Source organism: Streptomyces sp. R44 (assembly GCF_041053105.1).
Lineage (GTDB): Bacteria > Actinomycetota > Actinomycetes > Streptomycetales > Streptomycetaceae > Streptomyces.
This window is the reverse complement of record NZ_CP163444.1, coordinates 7491387-7505449: the sequence shown is the minus strand read 5'-3', so window position 1 is coordinate 7505449 and position 14063 is coordinate 7491387. Positions and strand designations below refer to the sequence as shown.

Sequence of the window (14063 nt, the reverse complement as noted above, 5' to 3'; positions counted from 1 at the left end):
CCCACCCGCCCGCAGACCCGCCGCCCTCAGACCGACCGCACGATCACCCGCCCGCGAACGGAGCTCCCGGCATGACCCGCCTGCTGAACAGCCTCGCCCGGCCCGCCCGCCGCCCGGGCCTCACCTACCGCGAGGTCGGCACCACCCGCACCCCGGAGGCCCTCCCCGACGGCTACCACCACCTGCGGCACAGCGCGGTCGTCGGCCACGGCAGGGCCGCCTTCGAGACCGCCGGGGCGGCCGTCACCACCTGGCGGATGCACCGCGCCTCCGGGGCGGGCGTCCACGCCGACGCCGACCGCGCCGAGCCCGGCGCCCGCCTGGAGGTGTCGCTCGGCGCCGGCCCGCTCCGGTTCGGCGTCCCCTGCGAGGTGATATGGACGGCGTACGAGGAGAACCGCATCGGCTTCGCCTACGGCACCCTCGCCGGGCACGCGGAGTGCGGCGAGGAGTCCTTCGTCGTGACCCTCGAAGCCGACGGCACGGTCCGCTTCACGGTCACCGCCTTCAGCCGCCCCGCCACCTGGTACACCCGGCTCGCCGGGCCCGTGATCCCGCGGCTCCAGCACGCCTACGCCCGCCGCCTCGGCCGGACCCTCGCGCGCCTCGTCAGGACGTGAGCCCGGACCGATACTGGTGGTGATGGAGTGGTTCACCGCACCCGACCTGTGGCTGAGCCGGATCGTCTTCCAGCGGGGCCTCGCCGGGCTGTACTGCGTGGCGTTCCTGTCGGCAGCCCTCCAGTTCCGGGCGCTGATCGGCGAGCGCGGCATGCTCCCCGTACCGGAGTACGTGCGCAGGACCCGCCCGCGCCACACCCCCTCGCTCTTCCACTGGCGCTACTCGGACCGCCTCTTCGCGACCGTCTCCTGGTCCGGCTTCGGCCTCGCGCTCGCGCTCGTCGCGGGCGCCGGGGACGCCGTGCCGCTGCCGGTCTCGATGCTGCTCTGGCTGGTGCTGTGGGGGCTGTACCTGTCCATCGTGAACGTGGGCCAGACCTGGTACTCCTTCGGCTGGGAGTCACTGCTCCTGGAGACCGGGATGCTCGCCGTCCTCCTCGGGAACGACGACACCGGGCCGCCCGTCCTCGTGCTGTTCCTGCTGCGCTGGCTGCTCTTCCGGGTCGAGTTCGGCGCCGGGCTCATCAAGATCCGCGGCGATCCCTGCTGGCGGAACCTGACCTGCCTCTACCACCACCACGAGACCCAGCCGATGCCCGGCCCGCTGAGCTGGTTCTTCCACCATCTGCCGCGCCCGCTGCACCGGGTCGAGGTGGCCGCCAACCACGTCGTCCAGCTGTTCGTCCCGTTCCTGATCTTCGCCCCGCAGCCGGTGGCGACGATCGCGGCCGGTCTGATGGTGGCGACCCAGCTGTGGCTCGTGCTCTCCGGCAACTTCGCCTGGCTGAACTGGCTCACGATCGTCCTCGCGCTCTCCGTCGTGGACGCCTCCCCGGTCGTCGGCGAGCACCCCCAGCCGGATCCCCCGCTCTGGTACGTGGTCACGGTGGTCGCGGTGACCGCCTTCGTGCTGGTACGGAGCTACCGCCCGGCGCGCAACCTGCTCTCCAAGCACCAGGCGATGAACCGCTCGTACGACCCGTACCACCTGGTCAACAGCTACGGGGCCTTCGGCACCGTCGGCCGGATCCGGGACGAGATCGTCGTCGAGGGCACCGACGACCAGGTGCCGCACCCCGGCACGGTGTGGCGGGAGTACGGCTTCAAGGGCAAGCCGGGCGATCCGCGCCGGCTGCCCCGGCAGTTCGCCCCCTACCACCTGCGGCTCGACTGGCTGATGTGGTTCGCCGCGCTCTCCCCCGGGTACGCGCGCGACTGGTTCGGGCCCTTCGTCGAGCGGCTCCTCGACAACGACCGGGACACCCTGCGGCTGCTCGCCCACAACCCGTTCCCGGACGCGCCGCCGGCCCTCGTCCGCGCCCGGCTCTACCGCTACCGGTACACGACCTGGCGCGAGCTCCGGGAGACCGGGGCCTGGTGGCACCGGACGCTGGTACGGGAGTACCTGCCGCCGATCCGCCTGCGGGAACCCACCGACACCGCCCGCTGAACACGCCGGTGCCCCCGGGCCGAGGACGGCCGGGGGCACCCGGGGGTGAAGCGAAGAGATCAGTCGATACCGGGCAGGATGTGGGGCTCCGCGAGGTCCTCCTCGTAACCCGCGAGCCGGATCGGGGCCGCGTGGGCCCACACCTCGAGGCTGCCCAGCTCGCCGTTGCGGCGCTGCCGCTCGGTGCGTTCGGCCGGTCGCGGTTCCTGCTTCGTCAGTTCGGGTGTCACCGCGCACTCCTTTGTGTCGCGTCAATGTGGGAGAGGTGCCGGGCGGTCGCGGTGGCGCCGTTGGTGGCGGGACCGCGGCCTTGGTGGCAGGCCTGTCCCGGGAAGATCGTGAGGAATGTGTGTTTCCTCGGTGGCCTTCCGTGTGCCTCAGATTAACCAAATGAGCACGCCTGCGCTCTACCGGGCTCCAAAGTGTGATGCGATCGAGTGAACGGAGCCGAAAAAGCGCCCCACCGGGCCGATGGGGCGCTCTTGTCAGGACCGCGGGACCCGCGGTACCGCGGGTCCTACCAGTTGGCGGGCGCGTAGTCCTTCAGGAAGCAGCCGTACAGGTCCTCGCCCGCCTCACCGCGCACGACCGGGTCGTACACCCGGGCCGCGCCGTCGACGAGGTCGAGCGGGGCGTGGAAGCCTGCCTCGGCGAGGCGCAGCTTGTCGTAGTGCGGGCGCTCGTCGGTGATCCAGCCGGTGTCGACCGAGGTCATGAGGATGCCGTCGGTCTCGAACATCTCCTGGCCGCTGGTCCGCGTCACCATGTTCATCGCGGCCTTCGCGGCGTTGGTGTTCGGGTGGCCGGCGCCCTTGTAGCCGCGGCTGAAGACACCCTCCATCGCCGACACGTTCACGACGTAGGCACGGCCGCTGGCCGCCTTCTTCGCCGCCTCGGCCATGATCGGCCGCAGCTTGCTGATCAGGATGAACGGCGCCGTGTAGTTGCACAGCTGCGTCTCGAGGAGCTCCACCGGGGAGATCTGCTCGATGCTCTGCACCCAGGTGTTGGTGTCGACGACATCGGGCACGAGGCCGCCCGCGTCGATGGCGGTGCCGTCGAGGTGCCGGGCGATGCTGGCGTTGCCCGCGACCAGGGCCAGGTCCGCGACCTGCTGGGCCTCCAGGTCGCGGACGCCGGCGGGAAGCTCGGACGAGCCGACGAGCTCGCCGACCGCGCCCGAGTTGAACGCGCCGATGACGTGGTGCGCGGGCAGCTCGCCGGCGGGCAGCGGGGCGTCCTCGCCCTCGACGAGCGCGGCGTACGCGGAGGGCAGCCGGCGCACGGTCTGCGTCGCGTTGTTGATGAGGATGTCGAGCGGGCCGGCCTCGGTCATCTGGTCGGCGAGCGCCACCGCCTGGGCGGGGTCGCGCAGGTCGATGCCGACGACCTCCAGGCGGTGCATCCAGTCCGCGGAGTCCTCCATCGCCTTGAAACGGCGGATGGCGTCCTTGGGGAAGCGGGTCGTGATGGTGGTGTGGGCGCCGTCGCGCAGCAGCCGCAGCGCGATGTACATGCCGATCTTGGCCCGGCCGCCGGTGAGCAGGGCGCGCTTGCCGGTGAGGTCGGCGCGGGCCTCCCGCTTGGCCCGGTTCTCCGCCGCGCACTTCTGGCAGAGCTGGTGGTAGAAGTAGTCGACCTCGACGAACCGCGTCTTGCAGACGTAGCAGGAGCGCGGGCGCTGGAGTATCCCCGCGATCCGCCCCTCCTCGGTGACGGAGCTGGGCAGCAGCCCCTCGGTCTCGTCGTCGATGCGCTGCGCGGAGCCGGTGGCCGTGGCCTCGGTGACCGCCTTGTCGTTCGCGGTCTTCGCGGCCCGGCGCTCCTGCCGGCGGCGCTGCTTCACGGTCCGGTAGATCCCGGCGGTGGCGCGCCGGACGGTGATCGCGTCCGGGTGGTCGACGTCGATCTTGTCGAGCTCGTCGAGGACGCTCAGGCAGACGGCCAGGCGCTCGGGGTCGATGCCCGGGCCGTAGTCCTGGAATTCTTCGGTCACCGTCATGGCCTTCGGGTTCCTCGTTCGCTCGTACGTCGCCGCTCTCGGGCATTCAAAGACCCAACTTTACGGAGCGGGGGGCCGCGCCTCCAAACCCGTTCGGGGGGCGTGGTCGAAGACACAGTCGCCGCACAGCCCGCCGCCCGGGGCGCGGTAGTAGAGGCAGCACGTGGTGCGGCGCAGCCGGGGGCCGCGGAGGGTCCCGGCGAGGTCCGGGTCGTCGAGGAGCCCGGAGACCAGGACGGCGGCCCGCTCGGCCGCCTCGGGACGGCCGTGGGCGCGCGCCCAGCGGGTCAGCTCGCGCAGGGCGCCCGCGAGGGCGGAGCCGGCGTTGCCCCGGAGGAGCCGCGGGGAGACGTTCCCGTCGCGGCGCAGTGCCGCGTGCAGCGGGACGAGGTGGGCCTCCTGGACGGCCTCGCGCAGCGCGTCCACGGTCCCGGGACGGGTCTCGGTGCCGGCCCACCACAGGTCGTCGGGTGCGGCCGACGCCCCGTCCCAGTACAGCTCGGCGGGGTCGAGGGCCGGGAAGCGGCCGTGGAGCGCGGCGGGGCCGAGGGCGGTGGACCAGAGCCGGGCGGCGAGCCCGAGGTGGGCGACGGAGGCCCCGACGCGCCGCTCGGTGGCTCCGATCCGGGCGGTGACGTGGTCCACGCGCGCGGTGAGGGGGCCGTCCTCCCCCGCGTACAGGCGGGCGAGCGGGCGGTGCGCGCCGCCGGCCGCCGGGGCGGTGGTCCGCAGGACGAAGAAGCCGCCCGGCGATCCGCCGGCACCGCTCGCGCCGAGTTCCATGTCCGTACGCCCCCCGCCCCGCGGTTCCTGTCGTCCGGCCCCACCGTAACGTCTCCGCGGGCTCCCGGAGAGCCGCCCCCGACCGGCCGGAAAGGCCGCTTTGCACCCGTTCCGACCTGCACGGGTGTACATCCCGGGTCGTATGCGCGGGCCGTGTACTGCGTCGGCGGTATCCGCGAAGACGTCCCCTGGTACGACGACGCGAACGGCCCGGAAGAGAGATCGTGGAAGGTATGAGCCCCCTCATGCTGTCCGTCGCCCTGGCCCTGGCCTCCGCGGTCGCCTACGCGGCCGCGGCGATCGTGCAGGAGCGCGTCGCGGCCTCCGCCGCCGGTCCGCGCTACGCGCCGCTGCGCAGCCCTGCCTGGTGGGTGTCCGTGCTGCTGAACGGCGTCGGTGCGACCCTGCACGTCGCCGCCCTGGCGTACGGGCCGCTCAGCCTGGTCCAGCCGCTGGGTGCGCTCACCATCGTCTTCGCGCTGCCCATGGCGGCCCTGTTCGTCGGCCGCAGGGCCGGGCGGCGGGCCTGGCGCGGTGCGCTGATGGCCACGGTGGGCCTCGCCGGGCTGCTGAGCCTCACCAGCGGCGCCGAGGCCCGGTCCCTGTCCGACGGGGATCGCTGGCTGCTCGCGGGCGCCACCTTCGGCGCGGTGGCCGTCCTCTTCACGGCCGCGCGCCTGGTGGGCCGGTCCGTCCTGCGCAGCGTCGTGCTCGCCGCGGCCGCGGGCGTCTCCTTCGGCATGGCCTCGGTCCTCACGAAGTCGGTCGCCGAGGAGTGGACGCCCTCGGCCCCGCTCGCCGAGTGGACGGGGCTGCTCGTGCTCTCCGCGTTCGCGGTGACCGGCCTGCTGCTCTCCCAGGCCTCGTACCGGGGCGCGGGCCTCGCCGCCCCGCTGGCCACCGTCACGGTGGTGAACCCGGTGGTCGCGGCGGCGGTGGGCGTGACGCTCTTCGGCGAGAGCTTCCGCTACGGCGCGGCGGGCACCGTCGCCGCGCTGATCTGCGGCGCGGTCGCCGCGGGCGGCCTCGTCCAGCTCACGCTCGACCGCATGGCGGTCCCGCCGGAGTCGCTGTCGGTGTCATCCGACCGCCCCGTCGCGTCAGAGGGAGACTCCCCGCGCCCTGAGGTAGGCCAGGGGGTCGATGTCGGAGCCGTACCCGGGACCCGTCCGAATCTCGAAGTGGAGGTGCGGTCCCGAGCTGTTGCCGGTCGATCCTGAGCGGGCGATGCGCTGCCCGGCCTGCACCCGCTGGCCCTCGCGGACGGTGAGGGCGGAGAGGTGCCCGTACTGGCTGTAGCGGCCGTCGTCGTGGCGGATGACGATCTGGTAGCCGTACGCGCCGCCCCACCCGGCGGAGACGACCCGGCCGCCGGCCACGGCCTTGACCGAGGTGCCGGTGGGCACGGGGAAGTCGACCCCGGTGTGGTAGCCGCTGGACCAGGAGGAACCGCGGGTGCCGTACCGGGTGCCGATGTCCGCGGAGACGGGCGCGGAGTAGCCGCCGGTGGACGGCTTGGCGGCGGGCTTGGGCGCGGGCTTGTGGACCGGCTTGGCGGCGGGCTCGGGGGCCGGCTTCGAGGTGTGCTGGGTGCTCGGCTCGGTGGCGGGCTTCGGGGCGGGCTTGTGGGACGGCTTCGTGGTCACGGCGGTCTTGGGAGGGGCGGTCCTGGGGGGCGCGGCCTTGGGAGGCGCGGCCTTGACCGCTCGTGGGGCGGCCTTCCCCGGGGCTTTCTCCACGGCCTTCTCGGCGGACTTCTTCGGCGCGGTGATGCGGAGGGTCAGGCGCTGGCCGGGGAGGATGAGGTCGGGGTCGTCGCCGACGACCGGCCGGTTGGCCTCGTACAGGCGCTGCCAGCCGCCCTTGACGTGCTCGTCCCGGGCGATCTTCGACAGGGAGTCGCCGGGCGTCACGGTGTACATCTCGCGCACGGTGGGCACGGTCGTCGGGCTCGCGCTCCGCGCCGGCTGTTCGGGCAGGAGGCGCTGCCCCGGCACGGAGGCCGTGCGGACGTCGTTCCCACCGGCGCCCTCGTCGCCCGCGGCGGGTGCCTCCCCGCCACGGGCGAGCCCCGCGCGGGGGCCGCAGGACGGCCAGGCGCCGGGCCCCTGGCCCTTGAGGACGCGCTCGGCGATCGCGATCTGCTGGTCCTTGGAGGCGAGGTCGGCGCGCGGGGCGTAGTGCGTGCCGCCGTACCGCTCCCAGGTGGACTGGGTGAACTGGAGGCCGCCGAAGTAGCCGTTGCCCGTGTTGATGTGCCAGCTGGAGGAGGACTCGCAGGACGCGACCTTCTCCCAGACGTCGAGCGAGGCGGCCTGTGCGGCGCCCGCGCCGATCAGCGGCAGCGCCATGCCGGCGCCTCCCGCCGTGACGGTGAGCGAGGCACGGTTGATCCGGCTCGGCTGGTGGCGGCGGTGACGTCCGCGTACGGCCATGGGCCCCCCTTGAACACAGCAGCAGCCGTCCAAGTTAGGGGTGGTGCACGCTCCGTGACAAGGGTCTACGCGAAACCTCAAGCGCCTTGTGTCACCTCGGCGTTGGATCCGGTCAACCGCCGGCGGGGCCGGGTTCGGGCTGAGGTTCGGGTTCCGGTACGGGCCCGCCCGGCTGGGGCACCGGGGTCGGTGACGGCTCCGGCGGGACCGGCACCGGGTTCGGCGGGGGCACCGGCGGCGGCGAGGGAACGGGCGGCGGGATCGGCGACGGCGGCAGCGGATCGGGGGAAGGGTGGGTCATGACGGACCTCCCGGTCGACGGGACCCCTGGCGCGGAGACTCGGCCGCACGGAGCCTTGCGGGGGCTCCCTCTCCAGGGTCGCCCCGCCACCCCGGCCGCGCCCGCCGGACCCGGCCCTTCGGGTCACCCGGCCCCTCGGAGGAGGAGCCGGGCGCCCGGGCGGCTCAGACCTGGGCGGGCACGGCGTGCGGGCCGCGGACGGTGTCGCTGCCGGGGACGGGCGCGGACGCGTCGCCGCCGAGCTCCACGATGCGGTTGTCGCCGTCGACGTGCACGACGCGCGGCACGAAGCTCCGCGCCTCCGCGTCCTCGAGCTGCGTGTAGCTGATGAGGATCACCAGGTCGCCGGGGTGCACGAGGTGGGCGGCCGCGCCGTTGATCCCGATGACACCGGAGCCGCGCTCGCCCTCGATGACATAGGTCTCCAGGCGGGCTCCGTTGTCGATGTCGACGATGTGGACCAGCTCGCCGGGCAGCAGGTCGGCGGCCTCCATCAGCTCCGCGTCGATGGTGACGGAGCCGACGTAGTGCAGGTCGGCCTGGGTCACGGTGGCGCGATGGATCTTCGACTTGAACATGGTGCGTATCACTGAGGTACTCCTGGACTTAGGCTCCCTGCCTGCGTTTTTGCAGGTCAAGGGCTGTTTCCACACCCTACAACGAGTCGCAGTCCGGGCAGCTGTCCCCAGGTTTTCCAGGACTCGTGCTGACCGCTTGCTGACTTCCTGACGCATCATCAGGCATCGACGGCAGGACGTCGCTCGCCCCGCCAGATCTCACCGCGACGACCCCACAAGCGTACGCAGGACTCCCCCGCCGGCATCCGTGATCACCGTCACCTCGACGAGGGGGCGGCTGATCCATGAGCCCCCGAGGACGCCAGGAGCCGTCGGCGCCGGCGGTGGCTGCGGCGAAGGCTCAGGCGTTGAGTGGATGTCCGGTCGTGGAGTCCACGTGGTCTGGGACCTCGTCGTGGCGATCACCTACGGTCGGTGTCCCGCTGGGCTCGAACATGAGGATCGCGGCGCCGGACGGGGCGTACGGCTTGTGTTCCGTGCCTCGGGGGACGGTGAAGACCGCCCCCTGTGAGAGGAGGACCGTGCGCTCGCCATCGTGCTCGCGCAAGGAGATGTGCAGCTCGCCGTCGAGTACCAGGAAGAACTCGTCGGTGTCGTCGTGGACGTGCCAGATGTGTTCGCCCTCGACCTTGGCGATGCGGACGTCGTAGTCGTTGACGCGCGTGACGATCCGGGGGCTCCACAGGGCGTCGAAGGAGGCCAGAGCCTTGCTGAGGGGAATGGGTTCGTTGCTCACGGGCTCATCGTGAACCCGTTCGCAGACGCGGCGTGAGTGCTAGGAATCGCACATGACGAAAGAATCCTCGCAGGCGCTTCGGGCGACGGGCGCACACCGGGTCGTCGTGATCGTGGACGAGAACTCGAACCCCTTCGAGCTCGGCTGCGCGACCGAGGTCTTCGGTCTGCGCAGACCGGAGATCGGTCGTGATCTCTACGACTTCAGGCTCTGCTCTCCCGCGCCCCGCACCCTGATGCGAGACGGGTTCTTCACGCTCACGGGAGTCGCCGGTCTGGAAGCGGCCGACGAGGCGGACACCTTGATCGTCCCCAACCGCCCGGACACCGAGGTGCCCCACCGTCCCGCCGTGCTCGATGCCGTCAGACGGGCGCACGCACGTGGTACGCGCCTGATCGGCTTCTGCAGCGGCGCCTTCACACTGGCCGAGGCCGGGGTCCTCGATGGCCGCCGGGCCACCGCGCACTGGCAGTGGGCGGATTCCTTCCGTGCCCGCTTCCCCTCTGTCCACCTTGAATCGGACGTGCTGTTCGTGGACGACGGCGACATCCTGACCGCAGCGGGGAGCGCGGCCGCGCTCGATCTCGGGCTGCATGTGGTCCGCCGCGACCACGGCGCGGAGGTCGCCAGTTCCGTGAGCCGGCGGCTGGTCTTCGCCGCGCACCGGGACGGCGGGCAGCGGCAGTTTGTGGAGCGCCCCATGCCCGACCTGTCGGACGAGTCCCTGGCGCCGGTCCTGGCCTGGGCTCAGGAGCGGTTGGACTCACGGCTCGCGGTCTCTGACCTTGCGGCCCGTGCGGCGGTCAGTTCGGCGACGCTGCATCGCCGCTTCCGGGCCCAGCTGGGAACGACACCGTTGACATGGCTCACAGGGGAACGTCTCGCCCTGGCATGCCGGTTGATCGAACGCGGTGAGTACCGCTTCGAAGTGGTCGCACGGCGCAGCGGGCTCGGCACCGCTGCCAACTTGCGCGCGCTGATGCGCCGAGAGACCGGCATCACTCCGTCGGCATACAAGGCCCGGTTCGGGCCGGAGGCGAATTGACCGTGAGATATCCAGCGGGGAACACCCTGGTGTGTGGGCCAGGCACCTACGCGATCACTCCGAGGTGCGACGCAGCACCAGGCAGACGAAGCCGAAGCTGTCCCGGTACCCGTGGAGCCACTGCGCACGTGCGTCGGTGGCAGCCTCCAGCACCTGCGCGGCGGCCGGATCCGTGCGGTGGTCCAGAGCCCATGAGGCCAGCGAGCCCCAGCAGGCCCACTCGTAGGCGTCCAGCTCAGCGCGGGTGCTGACGTGGCCGTGGACGGGCGTCCAGCCGTCGGCGACGACGTGGTCCACCGTCGTCGCCAGGTCGTCGAGTTCACCGAACATCTCGACGGCCTCCGGTGACGGGTCGCGGTCCCAGAACGACTCACCGATCAGGACGCGGCCGCCGGGAGCCAGGTGCTCGCGGGCCGCAGCGAGGGTGGGCAGGAGGCCGCCGAAGGCGTGCGTGGCGCCGATGCTGATCACCAGGTCGAAGGGCTCTGAAGGGCCGAAGTCCGCGGCCTGCTGCCGGTGGAGGACCAGGCGCTCGTCGACGCCGCGTGCGCGCGCTGCCTCCCGTGCCTGCGTCAGGGCGACCTCGGAGACGTCGACGCCCTCGGCGTGCAGGTGCGGGCGTGTCTCCAGGGCGCGCAGGAGCCATTCCGCCGTGCCGCATCCGAGGTCGAGCACGCGCTCGTCGCCTCGCGGCAGGCCGCGTTCGAGCAGCCGGCTGACCGAGTCGTCGTCGAGCGGGGACTTGATCGGGTGGTCGGCATGGGCGATCGCGGAGATCTGTTCGCGGCTCATCGGCGCGGCGGCGTGCTCCGTGTCGAGGAGCAGATTCGCGGCCACCATCGTTCCGTCGGTGTGGAGCGTGCCGGCGACGGCCTTCGCCCGTGCCGCCGTTTCGGGGGCCAGGGCGGTCTTGAGGGCAGCCGACAGGGACTCGACGGTCGGGATCGGGCCGTCGTGTGCCGAACCGATGCCCAGCTCGGCCACGCGGGCGGCCCAGTGCGGCTGGTCGGCGAACTGAGGTACCACCACCTGCGGTGCGCTCGCCAGGGCGGCGGTGGTCGTGGTGCCCGCGCCGCCGTGGTGCACGACCGCGGCGACCCGGCGGAACAGGGACTGGTGGTTGACGTCGCCGACGGCTAAGCAGTCGTCCGAGCCGTCGACCAGGCCCAGGTCCGCCCAGCCGCGGGAGACGAGCACGCGGCGGCCCTGCGCACGGACCGCCTCCACGGCGGTCCTGGCGATCTCGGTGGCCGCGCTCAGGGGCATGCTGCCGAAGCCGACGTACACCGGCGCGGTGCCGGCGTCCAGGAACGCCACCAGATCGGCGGGGAGGGGGCGTTCGTCGCGCAGGATCCACGCGCCCGTCTGCACGACGTCGAGGTCCGGCAGTTCCTTCCACGGGCCCAGGACCGGGTCCACCGCGAGCCAGGGCCGCTCGCTGAAGACGTGGGCGCGTACGTCGTCCACCGGTGAAAGGCCGAGCGCCGCACGATGGGCGTTGAGGGGCTCCCGGTAGAGAGCGTTGACCTTCTCGGTATCCAGGTCCCACAGGGCCTGGTTGTCGGTCGTGCCGGGCGGGGCCGGCCGGCCGGGCCGCGGCGGCGGCAGGTAATGCGGTGAGGGCATCTCGAAGGGGTGGAGGCCGACGTACACGTAGCGGATGCCCAGCTTCTCGGCCACCGAACGGGCGCCGGCCGGCATCAGACCGCTCGCCACCAGCACGTCACAGCCCTCGGCCGCCTTGCCGACCGTTTCGAAGTGCTCGGCGACCAGCTCGGCCGCGAACGCGGCCGCGTCCGACGGCGGCGCTCCCGTCCGCAGCGCGCGCACGTCCCGCCCGAAGGGGACCAGCTCCGCGCCGACACCGGCCAGCAGTTCCGCGAACTCCTCGTCCGGCGGTGCGCACACGCGCACCGCCGCGCCGAGTTCCCGCAGCGTCGCGGCCAGTCCCGCCAGTGGGGCGATGTCGCCGCGCGATCCGTACGCCATCAACAACACACGCATGTCGTGCTTCTCGTTTCTATAGGTGCCTGCCGGCATCAGCCGGCGTCGGTTCGGCAGGATCCAGGTCTTCAGGGCCTGCCTGCCCCGGGTCCGTTGGGACGGACTTCGTGTGTGGCGCGGGCGCGGTAGTCGTCCACGGTGGAGACCAGACCACCGCCACCGCCCTGGAACGCCGGAGGAATGTTCCAACGGCCGCCCTTGGGCGCGTCCCATACGTGGAACTCGCCGGACTCCGGGTCGGGCGCGTAGAGGACCGGCAGCCGCTCGATCTTGTCGTCCGGGACGTGGAAGCCGGTGTCCTCCATCCCGAGGGGGCCGAAGACGCTGTCGCGCAGCGCCTCCTCGAAGGTCTTGCCGACCACCCGGGAGACCAGTACGCCGGCGAGGTGGTACTGCCAGTGGTCACCGGGCTGGTGCATCAGCGGCAGCGCGCCCAGGCGGCGCAGCCACTCGTCCTGCTCGGGCATCGGCGTGGGCAGGTTGGGCGTCAGCCCCTGTGCGAAGGCCTCGTTCATGATCGGCGTACCGATCGAGGTCAAGTCCATACCGAGGCCGAAGGTGGAGGTCAGCACGTCCCGGACGGTGATCGGACGGCGCGCCGGGACGGTGTCGTCGAGCGGGCCGTCGTACGTCTTCAGGACCTGCCGGTCGGCCAGCTCCGGCAGCCACCGGTCCACCGGATCGTCCAGCCGCAGCCGGCACTCGGCCCGGGATCTTGCCGGAGTCGACGTGGCGGCACTTTCGGTCTTGTCCGCCACCCAGCAGGTCAACGCACGTACGGGAAGGCCATCAGGCCGAGCAGCTGCGAGGGCGGCCCGAGCACCGCCTCTCGCGTGCCCGACATGGCCGTCCACATGTGATCGCGACGGGTGGAGCGCTCGGGGCGGTTTGCGGCCTCGTCCCCCGTGACGGTCCGGGTGCTGAGCTCGGTGCTTCCGCTGCCGGGGGCCGCCAGGCGGGTCGCGCTGGTGTTCGGGGAGGCGCTGACGTGGCCCGCCGGGGGTGTGATCACGGGTGGGCGGGGGGTGTCGCAGGTGGTGTCCAGCTTGTGCAAGGGCTGCTCGCTTCTTCTAGGGGGACGTCGTACGGAGATCAGATCGCGGGCACGTCGAGCTGGAACTCGCGCGTGCGCCGGTAGGAGCGGAAACCCAGTGCGCGGTTGACCGCCAGCATGTGGACGTTGTCCTCGGCGTTGTCCGTCTCGATTTCGACCACTTCCGGGTGCTCGGAGCGCAGCCTGCGCACCATGGCAGCCTTGACCCACAGCCCCAGCCCGTGGCCGCGGTGCGCGGGCACGACCGCCGTGTCGTACTGCTGGGCACGCGGCCCAGAGCCCCCGGGGAGCACGACCTCCGTATAGCCGGCCATGGTGCCGTCGTCGTGGACAGCGGCGAGGGTCAGTAGTACGTCCCCTCGGTCGGAGATCACCTTGCCCATGGCGCGGACGCGGTCGGCGTCCCACGCCACGCTGCCGTAGTCCAGCTCCCCCATGGGCATGTCGTTCATCGCGTTCTTGGCCGCGGCGAAGGCGTCGGCAAGGCCATCGGGAACAGTTCCGGTCCAGTGGACCAGCCGGTACCCGGGGTGCCCGGTGCCGGCGGCCGTGATCACGGCAGCCTCGTCCGACCGGTCGAGGTGCAGCAGCAGGTGGTCCAGACTCAGTGCCCGTCGGAAGCCCCACCGTACGCAGAATGCTTCGCCCGGGCTTTCCGCCGGAGCTTCGACGATCAGGCTCCGCCGGCCCTCGGTGCGGCAGGCCGCCACGACGGTCGACAGCAGGCGGGAGCCGGCTCCCAGACGCCGGTGTGCGGGGTCGACGTGGAGTTCCAGTTCGGCGAGGTGATCCCTCCCCTCGGAGGCGAACAGCCGCAGGCCCGCGACCGCGATCGGGACACCGTCCGCTCCGGTGGCCAGCCAGGTCAGCCGGGAGCTGTCCAGGGTGGGCTTGGTGAGCTGGGCATGGACCTGCCCCGGGCCGGGAGACGGCACTCCCGGCAGGTCGTGGGCCATCGAGGCGGCGACGACCTGGTGCCATGCGGCGGCATCGGTCACCGAGACTCGATGGAGAGGTACGACGTGGACGTGCTCGGACAAGGTGACGACTCCTGC

Annotated in this window: 14 protein-coding genes and 1 pseudogene; 4 read left to right on the top strand and 11 right to left on the bottom strand. The window is 72.3% G+C overall.

What is annotated here, in order from left to right; translation table 11 throughout:
- Positions 1 to 71: 71 nt before the first annotated feature.
- Positions 72 to 620, top strand: a complete 549-nt coding sequence (locus AB5J54_RS34855; RefSeq protein WP_369147916.1) for a DUF1990 family protein — start codon at positions 72 to 74, stop codon at positions 618 to 620.
- Positions 621 to 642: 22 nt separating this feature from the next.
- Complete coding sequence (locus AB5J54_RS34850; RefSeq protein ID WP_369147915.1) at positions 643 to 2070, top strand: lipase maturation factor family protein; 1428 nt, start codon at positions 643 to 645, stop codon at positions 2068 to 2070.
- Positions 2071 to 2129: 59 nt separating this feature from the next.
- Here AB5J54_RS34850 and AB5J54_RS34845 read toward each other — a convergent pair whose 3' ends face one another.
- The 3 genes from AB5J54_RS34845 to AB5J54_RS34835 all read right to left on the bottom strand — a co-directional run bounded on the left by AB5J54_RS34845 (position 2130) and on the right by AB5J54_RS34835 (position 4855).
- Complete coding sequence (locus AB5J54_RS34845; RefSeq protein ID WP_369147914.1) at positions 2130 to 2300, bottom strand: hypothetical protein; 171 nt, start codon at positions 2298 to 2300, stop codon at positions 2130 to 2132.
- 287 nt (positions 2301 to 2587) lie between these two features.
- Positions 2588 to 4072 carry an SDR family NAD(P)-dependent oxidoreductase gene (locus AB5J54_RS34840; RefSeq protein WP_369147913.1) on the bottom strand — a complete coding sequence of 495 codons (1485 nt, stop codon included), beginning with the start codon at positions 4070 to 4072 and terminating at the stop codon, positions 2588 to 2590.
- A 60-nt stretch (positions 4073 to 4132) separates the two neighbouring features.
- Positions 4133 to 4855 carry a (2Fe-2S)-binding protein gene (locus tag AB5J54_RS34835; protein WP_369147912.1) on the bottom strand — a complete coding sequence of 241 codons (723 nt, stop codon included), beginning with the start codon at positions 4853 to 4855 and terminating at the stop codon, positions 4133 to 4135.
- A 233-nt stretch (positions 4856 to 5088) separates the two neighbouring features.
- Here AB5J54_RS34835 and AB5J54_RS34830 point away from each other — a divergent pair, with 233 nt between their 5' ends.
- Positions 5089 to 6075 carry a DMT family transporter gene (locus AB5J54_RS34830; protein WP_369147911.1) on the top strand — a complete coding sequence of 329 codons (987 nt, stop codon included), beginning with the start codon at positions 5089 to 5091 and terminating at the stop codon, positions 6073 to 6075.
- Here the strand turns inward: AB5J54_RS34830 and AB5J54_RS34825 are convergent.
- The 3 genes from AB5J54_RS34825 to AB5J54_RS34815 form a co-directional block, all read right to left on the bottom strand.
- A complete protein-coding gene (locus AB5J54_RS34825) occupies positions 5956 to 7290 on the bottom strand; it encodes a transglycosylase family protein (RefSeq protein ID WP_369147910.1) in 1335 nt (444 codons plus the stop codon). The two genes, AB5J54_RS34830 and AB5J54_RS34825, sit on opposite strands and share 120 nt — an antisense overlap.
- A gap of 465 nt (positions 7291 to 7755) precedes the next feature.
- Positions 7756 to 8181 (bottom strand): aspartate 1-decarboxylase, encoded by a 426-nt coding sequence (gene panD, locus AB5J54_RS34820; protein WP_369147909.1) that lies wholly within the window; start codon positions 8179 to 8181, stop codon positions 7756 to 7758.
- 328 nt (positions 8182 to 8509) lie between these two features.
- A complete protein-coding gene (locus tag AB5J54_RS34815) occupies positions 8510 to 8905 on the bottom strand; it encodes a cupin domain-containing protein (RefSeq protein ID WP_369147908.1) in 396 nt (131 codons plus the stop codon).
- A gap of 52 nt (positions 8906 to 8957) precedes the next feature.
- On the opposite strand from AB5J54_RS34815, the gene AB5J54_RS34810 reads away from it, so the two are divergent.
- Positions 8958 to 9950 carry a GlxA family transcriptional regulator gene (locus AB5J54_RS34810; protein WP_369147907.1) on the top strand — a complete coding sequence of 331 codons (993 nt, stop codon included), beginning with the start codon at positions 8958 to 8960 and terminating at the stop codon, positions 9948 to 9950.
- Positions 9951 to 10004: 54 nt separating this feature from the next.
- Here the strand turns inward: AB5J54_RS34810 and AB5J54_RS34805 are convergent, their stop codons facing one another.
- The 5 genes and pseudogenes from AB5J54_RS34805 to AB5J54_RS34785 all read right to left on the bottom strand — a co-directional run bounded on the left by AB5J54_RS34805 (position 10005) and on the right by AB5J54_RS34785 (position 14006).
- Complete coding sequence (locus AB5J54_RS34805; protein WP_369149557.1) at positions 10005 to 10742, bottom strand: cyclopropane-fatty-acyl-phospholipid synthase family protein; 738 nt, start codon at positions 10740 to 10742, stop codon at positions 10005 to 10007.
- Positions 10743 to 10763: 21 nt separating this feature from the next.
- Positions 10764 to 11954, bottom strand: a pseudogene (locus AB5J54_RS34800) (glycosyltransferase); the annotation flags it as partial.
- A gap of 68 nt (positions 11955 to 12022) precedes the next feature.
- A complete protein-coding gene (locus tag AB5J54_RS34795; protein ID WP_369147906.1) occupies positions 12023 to 12712 on the bottom strand; it encodes a serine hydrolase domain-containing protein in 690 nt (229 codons plus the stop codon).
- 8 nt (positions 12713 to 12720) lie between these two features.
- Positions 12721 to 13008, bottom strand: coding sequence for a hypothetical protein (locus tag AB5J54_RS34790; protein WP_369147905.1), 288 nt, complete (start codon positions 13006 to 13008; stop codon positions 12721 to 12723).
- 38 nt (positions 13009 to 13046) lie between these two features.
- Positions 13047 to 14006, bottom strand: coding sequence for a GNAT family N-acetyltransferase (locus AB5J54_RS34785; protein WP_369147904.1), 960 nt, complete (start codon positions 14004 to 14006; stop codon positions 13047 to 13049).
- Between the last annotated feature and the right edge of the window lie 57 nt (positions 14007 to 14063).